Annotated in this window: 15 protein-coding genes and 1 pseudogene; 6 read left to right on the forward strand and 10 right to left on the reverse strand. The window is 67.1% G+C overall.

What is annotated here, in order from left to right:
* The first annotated feature begins 167 nt into the window (after positions 1-167).
* Together ASE50_RS09135 and ASE50_RS09140 are read left to right on the forward strand one after the other, a co-directional pair.
* Positions 168-2,897, forward strand: coding sequence for a TonB-dependent receptor (locus tag ASE50_RS09135; RefSeq protein ID WP_056398916.1), 2,730 nt, complete (start codon positions 168-170; stop codon positions 2,895-2,897).
* Complete coding sequence (locus ASE50_RS09140; RefSeq protein WP_056399528.1) at positions 2,894-4,000, forward strand: hypothetical protein; 1,107 nt, start codon at positions 2,894-2,896, stop codon at positions 3,998-4,000. Before ASE50_RS09135 ends, ASE50_RS09140 begins: the two co-directional genes overlap by 4 nt.
* Positions 4,001-4,089: 89 nt before the next feature.
* Here ASE50_RS09140 and ASE50_RS18270 read toward each other — a convergent pair.
* Positions 4,090-4,308, reverse strand: a pseudogene (locus tag ASE50_RS18270) (hypothetical protein); the annotation flags it as partial.
* 333 nt (positions 4,309-4,641) lie between these two features.
* On the opposite strand from ASE50_RS18270, the gene ASE50_RS09150 reads away from it, so the two are divergent.
* Positions 4,642-5,571, forward strand: a complete 930-nt coding sequence (locus tag ASE50_RS09150) for a DUF808 domain-containing protein (RefSeq protein ID WP_056398921.1) — start codon at positions 4,642-4,644, stop codon at positions 5,569-5,571.
* Between the two features lie 99 nt (positions 5,572-5,670).
* Here the strand turns inward: ASE50_RS09150 and dacB are convergent, their stop codons facing one another.
* The 6 genes from dacB to ASE50_RS09180 all read right to left on the reverse strand — a co-directional run bounded on the left by dacB (position 5,671) and on the right by ASE50_RS09180 (position 11,765).
* Positions 5,671-7,071 carry a D-alanyl-D-alanine carboxypeptidase/D-alanyl-D-alanine-endopeptidase gene (gene dacB / locus ASE50_RS09155; protein WP_056398923.1) on the reverse strand — a complete coding sequence of 467 codons (1,401 nt, stop codon included), beginning with the start codon at positions 7,069-7,071 and terminating at the stop codon, positions 5,671-5,673.
* Positions 7,072-7,075: 4 nt separating this feature from the next.
* Positions 7,076-8,395 carry an L-fucose:H+ symporter permease gene (gene fucP / locus ASE50_RS09160; protein ID WP_082438934.1) on the reverse strand — a complete coding sequence of 440 codons (1,320 nt, stop codon included), beginning with the start codon at positions 8,393-8,395 and terminating at the stop codon, positions 7,076-7,078.
* A 125-nt stretch (positions 8,396-8,520) separates the two neighbouring features.
* Entirely contained in the window at positions 8,521-8,865 is a 345-nt protein-coding gene (locus ASE50_RS09165) for an L-rhamnose mutarotase (protein ID WP_056398926.1), read from the reverse strand.
* Entirely contained in the window at positions 8,862-9,593 is a 732-nt protein-coding gene (locus ASE50_RS09170) for an SDR family oxidoreductase (protein WP_056398929.1), read from the reverse strand. Before ASE50_RS09170 ends, ASE50_RS09165 begins: the two co-directional genes overlap by 4 nt.
* The gene (locus tag ASE50_RS09175) at positions 9,590-10,600 is read right to left on the reverse strand and encodes an aldo/keto reductase (RefSeq protein WP_056398930.1); all 1,011 of its coding nucleotides are present in this window, start codon (positions 10,598-10,600) and stop codon (positions 9,590-9,592) included. The genes ASE50_RS09170 and ASE50_RS09175 overlap by 4 nt, the downstream gene beginning before the upstream one ends.
* A gap of 55 nt (positions 10,601-10,655) precedes the next feature.
* Complete coding sequence (locus ASE50_RS09180; RefSeq protein ID WP_056398936.1) at positions 10,656-11,765, reverse strand: S-(hydroxymethyl)glutathione dehydrogenase/class III alcohol dehydrogenase; 1,110 nt, start codon at positions 11,763-11,765, stop codon at positions 10,656-10,658.
* An 82-nt stretch (positions 11,766-11,847) separates the two neighbouring features.
* Between ASE50_RS09180 and ASE50_RS09185 the strand changes: the two genes are divergently transcribed.
* Positions 11,848-12,402 carry a septal ring lytic transglycosylase RlpA family protein gene (locus ASE50_RS09185; RefSeq protein ID WP_056398941.1) on the forward strand — a complete coding sequence of 185 codons (555 nt, stop codon included), beginning with the start codon at positions 11,848-11,850 and terminating at the stop codon, positions 12,400-12,402.
* Positions 12,403-12,559: 157 nt separating this feature from the next.
* On the opposite strand, the gene ASE50_RS09190 is transcribed toward ASE50_RS09185, so the two are convergent.
* Both ASE50_RS09190 and rpsD read right to left on the reverse strand, forming a co-directional pair.
* Positions 12,560-13,123: a hypothetical protein gene (locus tag ASE50_RS09190; RefSeq protein WP_056398946.1), complete on the reverse strand. Its 564-nt coding sequence runs from the start codon at positions 13,121-13,123 to the stop codon at positions 12,560-12,562.
* A gap of 217 nt (positions 13,124-13,340) precedes the next feature.
* Complete coding sequence (gene rpsD, locus ASE50_RS09195) at positions 13,341-13,952, reverse strand: 30S ribosomal protein S4 (protein ID WP_056398950.1); 612 nt, start codon at positions 13,950-13,952, stop codon at positions 13,341-13,343.
* A gap of 198 nt (positions 13,953-14,150) precedes the next feature.
* On the opposite strand from rpsD, the gene ASE50_RS09200 reads away from it, so the two are divergent.
* Positions 14,151-14,456, forward strand: coding sequence for a chorismate mutase (locus tag ASE50_RS09200; RefSeq protein ID WP_056398953.1), 306 nt, complete (start codon positions 14,151-14,153; stop codon positions 14,454-14,456).
* A 268-nt stretch (positions 14,457-14,724) separates the two neighbouring features.
* On the opposite strand, the gene ASE50_RS09205 is transcribed toward ASE50_RS09200, so the two are convergent.
* On the reverse strand, positions 14,725-16,515 hold the full coding sequence (locus ASE50_RS09205) for an IlvD/Edd family dehydratase (RefSeq protein WP_156347381.1): 1,791 nt from the start codon (positions 16,513-16,515) through the stop codon (positions 14,725-14,727).
* A gap of 240 nt (positions 16,516-16,755) precedes the next feature.
* Between ASE50_RS09205 and ASE50_RS09210 the strand changes: the two genes are divergently transcribed.
* The gene (locus tag ASE50_RS09210) at positions 16,756-18,075 is read left to right on the forward strand and encodes a sugar MFS transporter (RefSeq protein ID WP_056398956.1); all 1,320 of its coding nucleotides are present in this window, start codon (positions 16,756-16,758) and stop codon (positions 18,073-18,075) included.
* Positions 18,076-18,080: the final 5 nt, after the last annotated feature.

Below are 18,080 nucleotides of genomic sequence, written 5' to 3' on the forward strand. Positions count from 1 at the left end.
AGGTCCGTGGCCGGCGCTGCTCGCCGATCATGATGCTGTGACGTCATCGAAAACGCACCAGCGCGGTAGCGCGGAACAGAAAAATCGCAACATCGGCAGCGACTGTCAAATTAATATCATACAGCACGATATATAAAGAGTGGATCAACCGGGGAACATGATTCGCGATGCGTTACGGAACACGATGGACGGCCACCTTACTTGCGGGAACGCTGCTGACGGGAACGTCGGCGCTGGGACAGACGGCGTCGCCGCCGGCCACCGACGCCGCGACACAGGACAATCCGGGCGAAGACATCGTCGTCACCGGTTTCCGCGCATCGCAGCGGTCGGCGACGAAGGCGAAGCGCGATTCGGCGGTGATCCTCGACGCGGTGTCGCAGGACGATGTCGGCCGGTTGCCCGACCTGAACATCGTCGAGGCCAGCCGCCGCATCACCGGCGTGTCGGTGGTGGGCGGCGCGGACCCGACCAAGAACCGCGACATCTACCAGCGCGCCACGATCCGGGGTCTCGATCCGCGATACAATCTCGTCACGATCGACGGCATTCCGCTCGCCTCGCCCGACTGGGTGTTTCGTGGCGCGCGGCTCGACATGCTGCCCGCCTCGCTGGTGTCGCGGATCGAGGCGATCAAGAGCGTCAGCGCGCCCTATGATCCCCATGCGCTGGGCGGTCAGATCAACATCGTGTCGAAAAGCGCGTTCGACGGGCGCAGCGACCGGTTCCTCGTGATGAACGCCAATGGCGGGTACAACGACACCGCCGGCAAGCTGGTGCGCAGCGGCGGCCCGGCGATCCGTGCGGACGCGACCGGGGCGATGCGCTTCGGTGCCGATCGCGACTTCGGCGTCGTCGCCTCGGTCGAATATCAGCGTCTGCCGTCGACCGCGCGCGCCGAACTGCCCGGCGACACCAACGGCGCTGGCTGGTCCTATTTCACGCCGGCCGGCGCGCGCACGCCGTTCCCCAATCGGTCGACCGGGTTTGCGGTGCCGGTGCGCAACCAGGATTATTTCTTCGAAAACATGCGCACGCGGCTGAGCGGCAACCTGAAGCTGGAGTGGCGACCCGACGACGCGACCGAGGTGTCGCTGTTCGGCGGCTATTACCGCGACAAGGATACCGAAACCCGGTACGAGGTGCTGACGACGCCGACCGGCGCGCCGACCGGCGTGACCGCCGAGAGCGGCCGCTTCGCGCTGGGCGATCTGCAACAGGGCCTCACCTTTCAGCCGGTGACGCGTGATACCTGGCTGATCGATGCCAAGGGGCGGCATGATTTCGGCGACGGCTTCGTGCTCGACACCGTCCTGGCGGGCTCGAACGCCCAATATCGCGAACAGCGCGAGATGATAAAATACGACACCAGTCCGCGCCCCGGCACCACGAGCGTCGGTTTCCTGCCGCAATTCGGCTATGCCTACCGCATCGTCGACGGTCGACCGCGGCTCACGTTCAATGACGATACCGCCGGCGCGAACCCCGACAGCTACAAGGCGCTGTATTTTCGCGAGATCGCCCGCGACCTCGACTCCACCGTCGATTTCGCGCGCGTGAACCTCGGCGCGAACGCATCCGCACAGGATCGCGGTTTCGGGATCAATGTCGGTGCGGCGGTGACGCGCACCGACCTGTCCTACGATCAGCGGTACGTCGAATATGTGCCGGGCACCGTCGCCGGCCAGCAGGCGGTCGGCGGGCTGGCACCGATCCTCTACGATCAGCGGCCCGGCACCTATATGACGCCGGGTGTCCCCTATCTGCTGATCGACCGCGCGGCGGCATGGCAGCGGTTCGATCAGAACCGTGCCTCCTTCGTCACCACCGACCAGCGCGGCAACAACGCCGCCGACGATTTCCGCGATCTGGAAACGACGAAGGCCGGCTATGCCCAGGCGTTGTTCCGCGCCGATCGCTTCGACGTGCAGGCGGGTGTCCGCTATGACGCGACGACGCTGGTCATCGACACCAACGCGCCGATCCGCGCCGGCGCGTCGGACTATCAGGCGACGCGCCGCACCACCGACTATGCCTATTGGCTGCCGTCCGCGCTTGCCACCTATCAGCTGGACGACGGGATGCGGCTGCGCGCAGGCGTGTCGAAGACGATCGGCCGCCCGGATTACAGCCAATATGCCGCGCGCACGTCGTTCGGGGTCGGCACCGACGGCACGCTGACGATCAACACCGGCAACCCCGACCTGAAACCGCGCGAGGCGTGGAATTACGACCTGTCCTACGAATGGTATATGGGCGCGGGCATGATTTCAGTCGCGGGGTTCGTGAAGGACATCCGGAACGAGATCTTCACCAGCAGCCAGCAGGGACCGGCCACGCTGTTCCAGGGCATCCGCTACGACCGCGTGTTCGTCAGCACCCCGCGCAACGCCGCCGGCGCGCAGGTGAAGGGGCTGGAGGTCGCCTATGCGATGGACCGGATTCCCGCCGTGCCGGGGCTGGGCTTCAACGCCAACTTTACCCTGCTCGACGGATCCTATCGCCAGCCGGTCAGCGTCGCCGGCATCGCCGCCGGGTTGCCAGCCACGCGCAAGACCAGCGGACTGATCCAGCAGCCGGACTATATCGCCAACCTGACCGTCTTCTACGGCATCGGCCCGGTGGAGCTGCGCGGATCGTACAACCGCATCGGCCGGGCGCTGCAATCGGCCGACGGCGACACGCCGACGCGCGACCTGTATCAGGAACCCCGCCAGCAGGTCGACGTCCAGGCGCGCTATGCGGTCCGCGACGGCGTGGAACTGGTCGGGCAGGTGCAGAACGTGACCAATGCGCCGTTCGTCGTCCGGCAGGGCGTCGGCCGCGATTATGTCAATTATTTCTTCCCGGTCGGCCGCATTTTCTGGCTCGGCCTTTCGTGGAAGCCGACGCTGTGAGGGCGTGTGCATGGGTAGCCGCGCTTTGCCTGTCCGCCGCGACGCCAGCGGTTGCGGAGCAGCCCGCCGACACGGTGCAGGTCGTCCTAAAGTTCGTGAAGCGGGGATCGGCCGACGCGCCCGTCGCCCGCTTCGATCCGGCGTCGTGTCGTGCCTGCACCGTCGTCACGACGCCGCTCTACGCCGCGGAAAATGCGCGTGAGACGGTGATCGCGCTGGCGGTGCCGCGCCGCCGCTCGCTGGAACTGCGCTTTACGGGGCCGGCCGACGCCGTGCGCCGGGTCGTGCTGGAGAGTGGCGACGTGCCGTTCGTTCGATCGGGCGGTGCGACGATCGTGCAACTCCCGCCGCTCGCGCACGATGCGATCACCGCGGCGGAGGTCACGACCCATATCGTCGAGCCGGGGATGGTCCTGCGCTTCGAACATGCCGTGCCGCAGCGCCGCGCCGGTGCCTATGCGACCGGGCGCTTTCCGGAAACGGAACGGCGTGCGGCGGACGTGCTCGAATTCGCGCAGCGCGAGGTGATCCGTACGCTCGGTCTCGGCGAAGAGGCCGAACGCCGCGACTTCGGGCGTATCCAGGTGATGGGGTTCGACACCAACGCACCGCACGGCCATGTCGACGCGCCGCCGCATGTCCATATGCACCTGCGCTGGCCGCGCAATACCGGCACGCAGATCGGCCATTATTATCTCGGCCCCGACGGGCTGCTCACCCATAATGGCGTCGGGGTGAAGGGGCTTCCGGGCAACGGCCACCGATATGGCCGGGGCGAAACCTTCACCACCATCGCGCCGGACGGGAGCGACTTCTACTTCCACCGGATCACGCCGGAGGGATGGCTGGAAATCGGTCGCCCCGACGGTCGCGCCTGCCTGATCCGTCCGGCGGGCGTCGGCGGGTTTCAGGACGGCGGACTGATCCGCTGCGGTACCGACGCGCCGCGGGGCGTGCGCGTGACCGACGACCTTGCCCGCGGCGTCATCACCGCCACGACTGGCGATATCGTCGAGACGTTCCGCTACGATCCCGACACCGGCCTGCTCACCTCGCCCGACACGCCGCCGCCGATGACCCCGTCCAATTTCGTGCCCGAATAGCATTGCCCCGGCGTCCTGGTGCCCGTCGCGCGGGTGCCACGCCGCCGGGGCAACCGGTGGCGATGACGGCGTCGCCCGGTTTCGGGAAGAGCACGGCATCGGCCTCCCCCCGCGTTCAGCGCCGGCAGATCGGTCTGGCGGGCGATTTCCTGTACGATGCCGATCTTCTGGGCGATGGTCCGCATCGCGCCTGCGGCGCGTTCGACCGCGATGCCGCTCGCATCGCCGACCACGCCGCGCAGCCGCTCGGCCATCGACACCATGGCAAAGCCCAGCCTGTCCTGATCCGACAGCGGCTTGCGATCGACCTGGCCGGTATATGCCGGCCATCCGATCGTGTTGCCGGGACGGAAGATGGGTAACGGCACCTTCCCGCCACGTTGTGCGGTTCAAAAAGATAGGCGGAAGTACGGCCGGATCGATGGTCCGTCCGGCGGTGGGGCGTTGTCGCTGCGTCACACGGCGTGAATGCCGGCATCGCCGCCGGTTCCCATGCGATGGCGACCGCGCAACGGGCCGGTGCGTTACGGTGCGCAGATCGTCGCCGGGCGGCGGCCCCGGAAATCATTTGCGGTCACGCTTGCCATGGCGTTGCCGCACGGGTGCCGCTACCGGTCGGTTACGGAACAAGGGGATTGTGGATGGCTGGCGGATTGGTGGCACTGCTCGACGACGTCGCGGCGATCGCGAAGCTGGCGGCGGCGTCGCTCGACGATGTGACCGCGGCGGCGAGCCGCGCCGGGGCCAAGGCGGCGGGGGTGGTGATCGACGATGCGGCGGTGACCCCGCGCTATGTCGTCGGCCTCTCGCCTGCGCGCGAACTGCCGATCATCGGCAAGATCGCGCTGGGATCGCTAAAGAACAAGCTGCTGATCCTGCTGCCCGCGGCACTGCTGCTGAAGGTGTTCGCGCCATGGGCGATCACCCCGATCCTAATGGCGGGTGGCGCGTTCCTGTGTTTCGAGGCGGCGGAAAAGATCCTCGCCCCATGGCTCGGCGGACATGCGGAAGCGGAAGCGGCGACCATCGCCGATCCCGCCGAACTGGAACGCATGCAGGTCAGCGGCGCGATCCGCACCGACCTGATCCTGTCGGCGGAAATCATGATCATCGCGCTGAACGAACTGCCCGACATGCCGGTGTGGATGCAGGCGGTGGTGCTGGCGGCGGTCGGCATCGCGATCACGGTCGGCGTGTACGGCGTCGTCGCGCTGATCGTGAAGATGGATGATATCGGCCTTGCCCTCGCCCAGCGCGCCAGCGCCGTCGCGCAGACGGTCGGGCGCGGACTGGTCAAGGCGATGCCGGTGCTGCTGAAGGCGCTGGCGCTGATCGGCACCGCGGCGATGCTGTGGGTCGGCGGGCAGATCATCGTGCACGGGATGGAGGAGTTCGGCTTCGTCACCCTGCCGCACCTGATCCACGACGTCGCGCATCACGCCGCAGCGGCGCTGCCCGCGATCGGCGGCGCCGTGAACTGGATCGTCAACGCCGCGCTGTCGGCGGTGGTCGGCATCGTCATCGGCGCGATCATCGCCGGCGTGCTGCACATGATCCCGCGCAAGCATTGACGGGAGGGGAGGGGGCATATTGGCCCCCGCCCCCATCCGTTCGGTTCGAGTAGCTTCGAGCCTGCCCGGAAGCATCCGTCGAGAACCCCGTCCCCCGCGCTACAGACCCGCCGCCGCCGCGTTCAGCGCCGCATCCATCGCCGCCGTCGCCGACGCGCCTTCGGGAATGTCGTTGGCATAGAGCGCGAAGGTCAGCGTCTGCCCGCTCGCCGCGGTTATCGTCCCCGCCAGCGCGGAGGTGCCCGACAGCGATCCGGTCTTGGCGCGCAGCCTGCCGGCCAGCGGCGTGTCGCGGAACCGGCGCGCCAGCGTGCCGTCGACCCCCGCGACCGGCAGCGTCTCCAGCCATGTGGCACCCCATGGTTGCGCCCGTGCCCAGCCGATCAGCGCGACCATCGCCCGCGGGCTGACCCGGTTATAGGTCGACATGCCCGACCCGTCGGACAGATCCCATGCGGTGCGCGGCACGCCAGCCAGCGTCATGATCGCGCCGACGTTTTTCAGCCCGTCGGCGATCGATCCGGTCCCCCGAACCGCGCCGATCCGACGCAGCAGCAGTTCGGCATGCAGGTTCTGGCTGACCTTGTTGGTCAGCGCGATGTCCTCGACCAGTGGTCCGGGCTGCACCTGTGCCAACATCGGCGGGAAAGTGCCACGTTCGACGACCGCCCCGTCCTCCGCCGCGACATAGGGCCGGTGGCGAACCACGACCTTGCCGGCCACTCGCACCCCCCTGTCACGTAACACCTTCGCAAACATCCACGCCGCATAGTGCGCGGGGTCGTCGATCCCCACCCGGATGCGCTCGCCGTCCCCCGTGGCGACCGTCCCCGACACCCGCAGCAGGTCGCTGCCCGGCATCCGGTCATAGCCGATGGCGTTGCGCGCCCCGACCGTCACCCGGTTGTCGATCCGGTAATAGTCCGAACCGCCTACCACCGCCCGCCCCCCCTCGGCACGGACGGTCAGGACCAGTTCGTTGTCGTCCAGCGACAGCGCCGAAATGCCGGTTCCCGACCGGGTGGCGATGTTGTTCCACCCCATGCCCGGCGACCAGCGTTGGTCGGGAAACCGGCTGTCGTCGCCGATCACGTCCCCCACCACCCGCGTGGTCGCCGCCACCGCATCGGCCAGTATGGTCAGGCAGTCGCTGCGACAATCCCCCGCCGACGACAGCCGCGCATCGCCCGCACCCACCAACACCACGTCGCGCCCTTCGATCCGTACGCCCGTCCGGGCATCGTCGGGTCCCGTCACCGCCAGATGGGCAAAGGCAGCGATGGTCGTGAAAATCTTGGTATTCGAAGCGGGTACGAAGCGATTGTCGGGATCGATCGCGACGCGCTCGACGCCCGCCGCATCGCGGACGACCAGGCCGAACCGGGTTCCCGCCGGAGCCTGCGCCAGCGCGGCGCGCACCGCCGCCTCGACGCCGGGATCGGGTGCCGCCGCCGTCAGCCACAGTGCCGCGCCCGCCAACCCCGCCCGCCCGTATCGCATGTGCCTACCCCCCTGAAACGGCGTTTCGACGCATCGCCAATGCGAACGCCAGCACGACCGCAAATGACAGGCACGGTATTAGCATCGTCGTCTGGATCGACAGGATATCGTGGCTCAGCAATCCCATAGCCGGCGGGAATAGCGCGCCGCCGATAATCGCCATCACGATCAGCGGCGCGCCTAGCGTCGCCTGCGGTCCCAGATCGCGCACCCCCAGCGAGAAGATCGTCGGGAACATGATCGACATGAAGAAGCCGGTCAGCAGTAGCGCCCCGATGGCGACCATGCCCCCGGCCAGCGCCGCGACCAGCGTCAACACGATGTTGGCCAACGCAAATCCTGCCAGCAGCCGCGTCGCGGCGACCTTCTGCATCAACAGCGTCCCGACGAGCCGCCCGGCAAGGAACAGCGACAGGCTGATCGACAGCAGATAGGCGGCGTCGCGCTCGGGCGTCGCCGGACTCAGCGACTTCACGAAGTCGACGAAGAAGCTCCACACCCCGACCTGCGCCCCGACATAGAAGAATTGCGCGACGACCGCCCAGCGCAGCGTCCGGACACCGATCACCGACTTCAGCCCCGCCAGCGTGCCTCCGCGCGTGTCATGGGCGATATCGGGCAGGCGAACCACCGCCACCGCGATCGCGATGAGGATGACGACCCCGGCCAGCACCAGATAGGGCAACTGCACCATCTGCGCCTCGCTCGCCCGATAGGCTTCGAGCGCGGCGGGGGCCATCGCGTCGAGCGTCGCACGATCATGCTCGACGCCGGAAAAGATGAACAATGCGCCGATGCTGGGTGCGATTGCGCCGCCCAAGCCATTGAACGCCTGCGCCAGATTCAACCGTTGTTCGGCCCGCGCCGGATCGCCGAAGGCGACGATATAGGGGTTGGCCGCCGTTTCGAGGAACGCCGCCCCCGCCGCCAGCACGAACAGCGCAGCGAGGAACCCGGCAAATTCGCGGAGTTCCGCCGCCGGGTAGAAGAGCAGCGCGCCGACCGCGTACAGGCCGAGGCCCGCGAGGATACCGGCGCGATAGCCGAAGCGGCGCATGATGATCCCGGCGGGCAGCGCCATCAGGAAATAACCGAGATAGAAGACGAACTGGATGAAGCCCGCCTCCGCCCGGTTCAGCGCCAGCGCCTTTTGAAACTGGCGGATCAGGATGTCGTTGAAGTTGTTGGCGATCGCCCAGAGGAAGAACAGGCTGACCACCACCGCAAAGCCGACGCCGAACCCCGGCGTGATGAAGCGACGCGCGCCGGGATCGGTGGAGGCACCGGACGGCGGCGGTGGGGCGGTGAAGATCGGGATCGGCATGGCTTCCTCTCCGCCCGGCGAAGTCCGGGTCCATTCTTGTCGTCAGCGCCGACGGTATCGCGAAACGCGCGGTGACGCGTCGTTGATATCGGCCCAGCCGGACGGTGACAGGCCCGACCGCCGCGTCATGCGTGGTCGGTCAGGCGGAAGATGCGCGTCATCGGCGTCCAGCGGCTGCCATCGGGGGCGTGCGGCAATACCCGCTGGAACTGGCCCATCTTCGCTTCCCATGCGACGACATCAGGATCGGCGAGGTCGGCAGCGGCCTTGGCCGCCGGATCGAACGCGTCGGTGACGGCCATCGTCATCACCAGCCGGTTGCCGGCGCGGTAGATGTCCATCTGCGTGATCCCGGCATCGCGGATCGACGCCAGCACGGGCGCGGGCACGTTGCCCGGCCGGTGCCAATGTTCATATTCGGAGATGGCGGCGGCATCGTCGGCGAGGTCGAGGGTCAGGACATGGATCATGCGTTCGACCAGCCGCCATCGATCACATGCACCGCGCCGGTGGTGTAGGACGATGCATCGGAGGCGAGGTACAGCGCCAGTTCGGCGATTTCCTCCGCCCGGCCCAGCCGCCCCATCGGCTGGCGGGCGGTGAACGAGGCGCGCGCGGCTGCGGCGTCGCCGGTTGCGGCCATGCGTTCCTCCAGCGACGGCGACTGGACGGTGCCGGGGCAGATCGCGTTGCAGCGGATACCCTGTCCGACGAAATCGAGCGCCACCGACTTGGTCAGGCCGATCACCGCTGCCTTCGACGCGGTATAGACGAAGCGGTTGGGCACCGCGATCACATGGCTGGCGACCGACGACATATTGACGATCGATCCGCCGCCCGCATCGATCATCGCCGGCAACAGGGCGCGGATCAGGCGATATTGCGCGCGGACGTTCAGGTCGAAGCTGAAGTCCCAATCGGCCTCTTCGGTGGTCAGGATCGTACCGGCATGGACGAAGCCCGCGCAGTTGAACAGGATATCGACCGCGCCGACCCGGCCGGCGAAATCCCGGATCGCCTGTGCGTCGAGCAGGTCGACGATATGCGCCTCGCAGCCATCGAGCGTCGCGAGCGCGTCGGCATTGATGTCGACCGCCAGCACCCGCGCCCCTTCGCGGGCGAACAGTTCGGCGGCGGCGCGGCCGATCCCTTGCGCGGCGGCGGTAACGATGGCGGTTTTGCCGGACAGACGGGTCATGCAGTCTCCGAGGAAGGAACGGGGGCGTCGGCGCGGACCAGACCGGCCTCGATCAGATCGTGCCACAGCGCGGGGGGCAGCGACAGGGTGGCGAGCGTCACTGCCTGCGCGACTTCTTGGCGGTCGGCCATGCCCGGGATGACGGTGTCGACCGCCGGATGCGCCATCGCGAATTGCAGCGCCGCCGCCGCCATCGGCACGGTATGGCGCGCACAGATCGCGGCGATCGCATCGACCCGGCGGACGATATCGGCCGGCGGCGCTTCGTAATTATAGCGCGCGTCGCCGCCGGTGCCGGTAGCGAGAATGCCCGAATTATACGGCCCGCCGAGGATCAGGCGGACGCCCATCGCTTCGCAGCGCGGCAGCAGCGTGTCGAGCGCGCCCTGTTCGAGCAGCGTGTAGCGGCCGGCAAGCAGGATCGCATCGAGTTCGACCCGGTCGAGCAAGTCCTCGCACACCGCGATCTCGTTCACGCCGATGCCGATCGCGCCGATCGCCCCCGCGTCTCGCAGGCTCCGCATCGCCGGGTAGCCGCCGTCGAGAAAGGTCGCCATCCGTGCACCGGCATCGGCACCATGGGTCATCGCGCCCAGATCATGCGCCAGCAACAGGTCGATGCGATCGCGCCGCAACCGGCCGCGACTGGCATCGAACGACCGCAGCACGCCGTCGCGCGAATAGTCGAAGGCGCTCTCGACCGGCTCGGGCGACACGAAGCCCTGCCGTTCGGTGGCGAGGTCGCTCTCGGGCACCGGTCGCAGCACGCGCCCGACCTTGGTCGATACGAAGGCGGTGCCGCCCGGATCGCGTTCCGCCAGCGCATCGCCCAACCGTCGTTCGGACAGGCCGAACCCGTAATGCGGCGCGGTGTCGAACGCGCGGATGCCGTGATCCCATGCAGCGTCGATCGTCGCCCGGGCGGCATCCTCGCCGACCGGACGATATAGATTACCGATCGCCGCCCCGCCGAAGCCGAGCTTGGCGGGACGCTGCCCTGCGGTCATCGCGTGTCCTCTCTCCGCTTATATTCGCGAAGAAATTTCACCTGTCAAAACCAAATCAATATACGACGACCGAGCGGATGCTTTCCCCGGCATGCATCAGCTCGAAGCCCTTGTTGATTTCGTCGAGCGACAGGACGTGGGTGATCATCGGGTCGATCTCGATCTTGCCGTTCATGTACCAGTCGACGATCTTCGGCACGTCGGTCCGCCCCTTCGCCCCGCCGAACGCGGTGCCGCGCCAGTTGCGCCCCGTCACCAGCTGGAACGGACGGGTGGCGATCTCCTTGCCAGCCTCCGCCACGCCGATGATGATGCTGGTGCCCCAGCCGCGATGGCATGCCTCCAGCGCCTGTCGCATCACGTCGGTGTTGCCGGTGCAGTCGAAGGTGTAATCCGCGCCGCCATCGGTCAGTGCGACCAGATGCTGGACCAGATCGCCGCTCACGTCCTTGGGGTTGACGAAATGGGTCATGCCGAAGCGGCGGCCCCATTCCTCGCGCGCCGGATTGATGTCGACGCCGACGATCATGTTCGCGCCGGCCATCCGCGCGCCCTGCAACACGTTCAGGCCGATGCCGCCCAGACCGAAGACGATGATGTTGTCGCCCGGCGCGACCTTGGCGGTGTTGACCACCGCGCCCACGCCGGTGGTGACGCCGCAACCGACATAGCAGCTGGTCTGGAACGGCGCGTCCTCGCGGATCTTGGCGACCGCGATCTCGGGCAGGACGGTGAAGTTCGAGAAGGTCGAACAGCCCATATAATGATAGATGGGCTGGCCCTTGTAGCGGAAGCGGGTCGTGCCGTCGGGCATCAGCCCCTTGCCCTGCGTCTGCCGAATCGCGGTACACAGGTTGGTCTTGCCCGACAGGCACGACTTACACTGGCGGCATTCGGGGGTGTAGAGCGGGATGACATGGTCGCCGACCGCGACACTGGTCACGCCCGCGCCGACTTCGCGCACGATCCCCGCGCCCTCATGACCGAGCACCGAGGGGAAGATCCCCTCGCTGTCGAGGCCGTCGAGCGTATAGGCATCGGTATGGCAGACGCCGGTCGCCATGATCTCGATCAGCACCTCGCCGGCCTTCGGGCCTTCGAGGTCGAGTTCGACGATTTCGAGCGGGCGCTTCGCTTCGAACGCGACGGCGGCACGGGTCTTCATGGGGCGTCTCCTTGGGTGCTCCCCGACTAGCGGGCGCGGACGGGGGTCGGCAAGGGGGCGGTGGTGCGCTAGGGGATTGGCGATGAAGTTGCGCTCGCTCCTGCCCTGTGCCGTTCTGCTGCTATCGGCCTGTGCCGGTGGCGGGTACCGGCCGGTCAGCGATGCGGTGGTCAAGGTCGGGCGGCCCTATCAGGTGCGCGGCGTCACCTATGCGCCCGCCGTCGATCCGGCGTACGACATGCTGGGGCTGGCGAGCTGGTATGGCAGCGAATCGGGCGGGCGCACCGCCAATGGCGAGCGGTTCCGGCCCGGCTGGGTCACCGCCGCGCACACCACCCTGCCGCTGCCGAGCTATGTCGAGGTGACCGCACTCGACAGCGGGCGGCGGGTTCTGGTGCGCGTCAACGACCGTGGGCCGTTCACCGGGCGCGGGCGCATCCTCGACCTGTCACGCGGCGCGGCGGAGGCGCTGGGCGCGCGCGGGGCCGGCGTGGTGCCGGTGCGGGTGCGGGTGGTGGTGCCCGACGAGCGCGACCGCGCGCGGCTGCGCAAGGGCAAAGGCGCGCGCGAACTGCCGCCGGTGGATGAGCGGACGCGGACCAATTTGCGGGCGCAGTTACGCGCGAGCGGGCTGTAGCGCGTCCAAAGGTCACGAAGGTCACACTAACGACGCTTGTGTTGCATAGCGTTCGCAATACCGAGCACCGTTGGTGGGTCGATCTGACGACGTCAAAGAGCGGCAGGCAAGCTAAACCTGCGCGATCCTGACCGTTCGTCGCGCGGTAGGAAAGGCCCTATTTCACCTGCATCCCGGCCAGTCGCTTGTCCTGTTCGGCCTGTACCGGCACGCCGAGCGCGGTGCGCAGCGCGTCGGGGATCAGTGCGCGGTCATAGGGTTCCTGCGTCATCGGCGCATCGCCCTTGCGCCCGAACTGCGTGCCGTAAATCTGTTTCTGGCCGATCGATTGCAGATAGCGGTCGAGCGTGGCGGCCGCGATCCAACTGGCATCCTTCATGCCTCGCGCAGCCGATGCGAGAGCGAGCGTGTGCGCGAGAAGATAGTCTTTGGGCTGGCTGCCATGCTGGAACACGAAGGCCGCGGCATAATAATCCTCGGCGGTCGTCAACTTGCCCTCGTCGAGCAGGGTCCGCGTCCGTGCCCGGCGGGCGATGTCGTCGGCGATCATCCGGCGGACGAAGGCCATGTCCTTATATTGTTCGGGTTTGACGTTCTGCCGAACGGCCTGATCCTCGGCGAACAGCTTCGCCATTTCGGCATTGCCGTGGAGCGGAGCGGTCTGCGCGAGCGCGGGGGTGGCGAGGAACAGGGCGGACAGGGCGATCGTCAGGTGGCGCATGGAGCCTCGCTTGGATGGGAGGCGGCCAAGGTGTCGCAGGATCGGGCCGGCGTACAGTGGATACGAAAAGGGCGGCCTCCTTGCGAGGCCGCCCTTTCGGTTTCTGCCAGCGTAGCGGGCAAAGCCCGCGCCGTCGGTCGCTGCTTGTGCAGCGCCGGCCGCTCGCGCTGAGGGGTTGCCTCGGTCCAGCTGCGCTGGACCTTGGCTCAGCGCGAGATCAGCGCGAGTAGAATTCCACGACCAGGTTCGGTTCCATCTTCACCGGATACGGCACTTCGTCCAGCGTCGGAACGCGGGTGAAGGTGACCTTGGTGCCTTCGGCGCCGATATATTCGGGGATGTCACGCTCGGCGAGGGTCTGCGCTTCGAGGACCAGCGCCATTTCCTGCGCCTTGGTGCCCAGCGAGATTTCGTCGCCGACATAGCAACGACGCGACGCGATGTTGCACTTCACGCCGTTGACGCGGACGTGGCCGTGGCTGACCAGCTGACGCGCGGCCCAGACGGTCGGCGCGAACTTGGCGCGGTACACGATCATGTCGAGGCGCTGTTCGAGCAGGCCGATCAGGTTCTGACCGGTGTCGCCCTTCATGCGCGACGCTTCTTCATAGGTGCGCTTGAACTGCTTTTCGGTGACGTCGCCGTAATAGCCCTTCAGCTTCTGCTTGGCGCGCAGCTGGGTGCCGAAGTCCGACATCTTGCCCTTGCGGCGCTGACCATGCTGGCCGGGGCCGTATTCCCGCTTGTTGACCGGGCTCTTGGGACGACCCCAGATATTCTCGCCAAGACGGCGATCGAGCTTGTACTTGGCGCTGGAGCGCTTCGACATCGTAAATCCAATGCAATTGCAGTAACGTTTGACCATCCAGTCGGACGATCGCGGCTCCCGGTATTCGCCGCCGGTCTTGCGACCGGGGCCACCGCTTCACCGGGAATGCGGGGCCGAATTGCGAAGGGGCGCGCCTAGCCGGATGGTCCGACAGAGTCAAGCTGGACAAGCCGCAGCGCAGCCGCCACAGCGCGGGGCATGACGATCCTGCCCGGCCCCGACTGCACTACCATGACCGACGTCCGTGCCGGGGTCGATCACGTCGACCGCGAACTGGTCGCGCTGCTGGCGCGGCGCTTCGCCTATATGGACGCCGCCGCCCGCATCAAGCCGGGCCGCGAAGCGGTGCGCGACGAGGCGCGCAAGGCACAGGTGATCGCGAATGCGCGCGCGGCGGCGGCGGCGGCGGGGGTGCCCGATGCGGTGGTCGCGGATTTGTGGGAGCGGCTGGTCGAGGCGTCGATCGGGTATGAGCTGGCGCGGTTCGACGCTACGCGGGGGTAGGGTGGTGGTTGCACCGCTACCTCCGACCGATCGATATTCAGCTGCGAGGTCGGCAAACTGCTCCCCTCCCTGACAAGGGAGACTGGGGGTGGGTCGGTCTGGGGCTGGCGGGTCGCTCCCTCGCGGGCCAACCCACCCCCGACCCAGCGTCGGGTAAACAGTGCCCCGCACTGTTTAGGTCATGCCGGGGGCATGACCGGCCCGACGCTCTGATCAGGGAGGGGGGAAGTCGAAACCTTACGGAAGGTCGATCGGTCCTGACGTGCCCTTAGTGGTTGTCGCGCGGCAGGCCGCGGGTCTGGGCGATCTGCTGATACGCCTCGGCCCCTTCGAGGATCGCGCCGGTCGACATCTGGCCGACGACCGAGCGCTGGATTTCCTGCCACGGGGTCTGCGACGCCGGATATTGATAGCCACCGGCCGCTTCGAGCTCGCGGCGGCGCTGTGCCAGTTCCTCGTCCGCCAGCAGCACGTCGGCGCGGCCCTTGCCCAGATCGATGCGGACGCGGTCGCCGGTGCGCAGCAGCGCCAAGCCGCCACCCGCCGCCGCTTCGGGGCTGGCGTTGAGGATCGAGGGCGATCCCGACGTGCCCGACTGACGCCCGTCGCCGATGCACGGCAGCGCGCTGATCCCCTCGGTGATGAGATAGGCGGGCGGACGCATGTTCACGACCTCGGCGGCACCCGGATAGCCGATCGGCCCCGCGCCGCGCATGAACATCAGCGTTTCGGGGGTGATGCCGAGCGACGGATCGTCGATGCGGTGGTGATAATCCTCGGGGCCGTCGAACACGACCGCCGGCCCTTCGAACGCTTCGGGATCGTTCGGGTTGGACAGATAGCGTTCGCGGAATTCGGGACCGATCACGCTGGTCTTCATGACCGCCGCGTCGAACAGATTGCCCTTCAGCACGATGAAGCCGGCCTCTTCCTTCAGCGGCTGGCCGAACGGGCGGATGACCTTTTCATCCTCGATCGTCGCGTCGCGGCAATTGTCGCCGATCGACTTGCCGTTCACGGTCAGCGCGTCCTGGGCGATCAGGCCCGCACCCATCAGTTCCTTGACGACCGCCGGTACGCCGCCCGCGCGGTAATAATCCTCGCCCAGATATTCGCCGGCGGGTTGCAGGTTCACCAGCAACGGGACCTTGTGGCCCTGTTCCTGCCAATCCTCGATCGGCAGGTCGACGCCGATATGGCGGGCGATCGCCGCCAGATGGATCGGGGCGTTGGTCGAACCGCCGATCGCCGAATTGACCTTGATCGCGTTGTGGAACGCGTCCTTCGTCAGGATCTGCGAGGGTTTCAGATCCTCGCGGACCATGTCGACGATGCGCAGGCCGGTGCGGTACGCGATTTCCTGCCGGTCGCGATACGGCGCGGGGATCGCAGCCGACCCCGGCAACTGCATGCCGAGCGCCTCGGCCAGCGAGTTCATCGTCGTCGCCGTGCCCATCGTGTTGCAATAACCGGTCGAGGGTGCGGACGAGGAAACTAGCCGGATGAACTCCTTGTTGTCGATCTCGCCGGCGGCGAGCAGCTGCCGCGCCTTCCACACGATCGTGCCCGATCCGGTGCGCTCGCCCTTGTGCCAGCCGTTGAGCATCGGCCCGACCGACAGCGCGATGGCGGGGATGTTGACCGTCGCGGCGGCCATCAGGCACGCCGGCGTCGTCTTGTCGCAGCCGATGGTCAGCACCACGCCGTCGAGCGGATAGCCGTACAGCACCTCGACCAGACCCAGATAGGCGAGGTTGCGGTCAAGGCCGGCGGTCGGACGCTTGCCGGTTTCCTGGATCGGATGGACCGGGAATTCGAGGACGATGCCGCCCGCTTCGCGAATCCCCTCGCGCAGCCGCTCGGCCAGCACGAGGTGGTGGCGGTTGCAGGGCGACAGGTCGCTGCCGGTCTGGGCGATGCCGATGATCGGCTTGCCCGACTGCAACTCTTCCTGGCTCAGGCCGAAGTTCAGATAGCGCTCGATATAGAGCGCCGTCATGTCGATATTCTCGGGGTTGTCGAACCAGGCGCGGCTACGCAGGGGGGGCATGTCGGTCATGGAAATTCCGGTGCAGCAAGTGGACGGACGAACAGGGGCAATCGGGGTGCAGGCGACACGGACGGCCGAGCCGGGTGCGTGCAGGCGAGTCGGACGATGCCCGTCTTCACCCTGTTTCCTCCCCCGTATCAAGCGCCGTTGACGCCATGCGTTGGCGCATATAGTCAGACAAAATCGAATTGGGCAAGCGACGCGACGGACCAAACCGTCCCGCCAGCCGTAAAATGGGAGAAGACGAGGATGCCGGCCCCAATATCCGCGCGCACCGGCGCGGTGCCACAAGGCGCGTCGGGCGCCAGTTACGCGCCCGCACTGACGCTGCTGGCCAGCCTGTTCTTCATGTGGGGGTTCATCACCGTCATCAACAACACGCTGCTGCCGCATCTGCGCAGCGTGTTCGACCTGAACTATACCCAGACGACGCTGATCGAAAGCGTGTGGTTCATCGCCTATTTCTTCGCATCGATCCCCTCGGCCAAGCTGATCGAGCGAATCGGGTATCAGAAGTCGCTGGTCATCGGGTTGCTGATCATGGCGGCCGGGGCGCTGGGCATGGTGCTCGCCGCCAGCCTGCCGTCCTATGGCGTGACGCTCGTCATGCTGTTCGTGATCGCCAGCGGCATCACGCTGCTGCAGGTCGCGGCCAACCCCTATGTCGCGGTGATCGGTCCGTCGGCGACGGCGTCGTCGCGGCTCAATCTGGTGCAGGCGATGAACTCGGCGGGCACGATGCTCGCGCCGCTGTTCGGTGCGTATCTGATCCTCGGCCGGTCGAAGGGCGGCACGTCGGAGGCGGGCACGGTGCTGACCCAGGCCGAGCGGATGGCCGACGCGCACTCGGTGGTCCTGCCCTATGTGCTGGTCGCGATCGTGCTGGTCGTGCTGGCGGTCATCATCGCCCGCTTCCCGCTGCCGGCGATGGGATCGTCGACCAGCCGCGTGGCGAAGGAGGAACGCAAGAAGCATTCGCTGTGGAACCACCGCAACCTGGTGTTCGGCGTACCCGCGATCTTCATTTACCTGATCGCCGAAATCGGCGTCGCCAACCTGTTCGTGAACTTCGTCAGCCAGCCCGACATCGCCAACGTCACCAACGAACTGGCCGGGCGCTACCTGACCTTTCTGTGGGGCGGCATGATGATCGGCCGGTTCGTCGGCAGCTTCGTGATGCAGAAGGTCGATGCGGGCAAGGTGCTGGCGTTCTTCTCGATCGGGGCGTTCGTGGTGATGCTCGGCGCAACGTTCCTGAGCGGTCCGGCCGCGATGTGGTCGCTGATCCTCGTCGGCCTGTTCCACTCGATCATGTTCCCGACGATCTTCACGCTCGGCATCAAGGGGCTGGGGCCGCTGACCGAGGAAGGGTCGGGGCTGCTGATCATGGCGATCGCCGGCGGTGCGCTGGTGGTGGTGCAGGGCTGGCTGGCCGACCGGTACGGCCTGCAATGGTCGTTCCTGCTGACCGCCGCCTGCGAACTGTACATCCTGTTCTATGCGGTGTGGGGATCGAAGGTGACCAATTCGATCGACGACGTCCCCGCCGACACCGACGTCTTTGCATAAGGAAC

The sequence above is a fragment of the Sphingomonas sp. Leaf5 genome (genome assembly GCF_001421155.1).
Taxonomy (GTDB): Bacteria; Pseudomonadota; Alphaproteobacteria; order Sphingomonadales; family Sphingomonadaceae; genus Sphingomonas.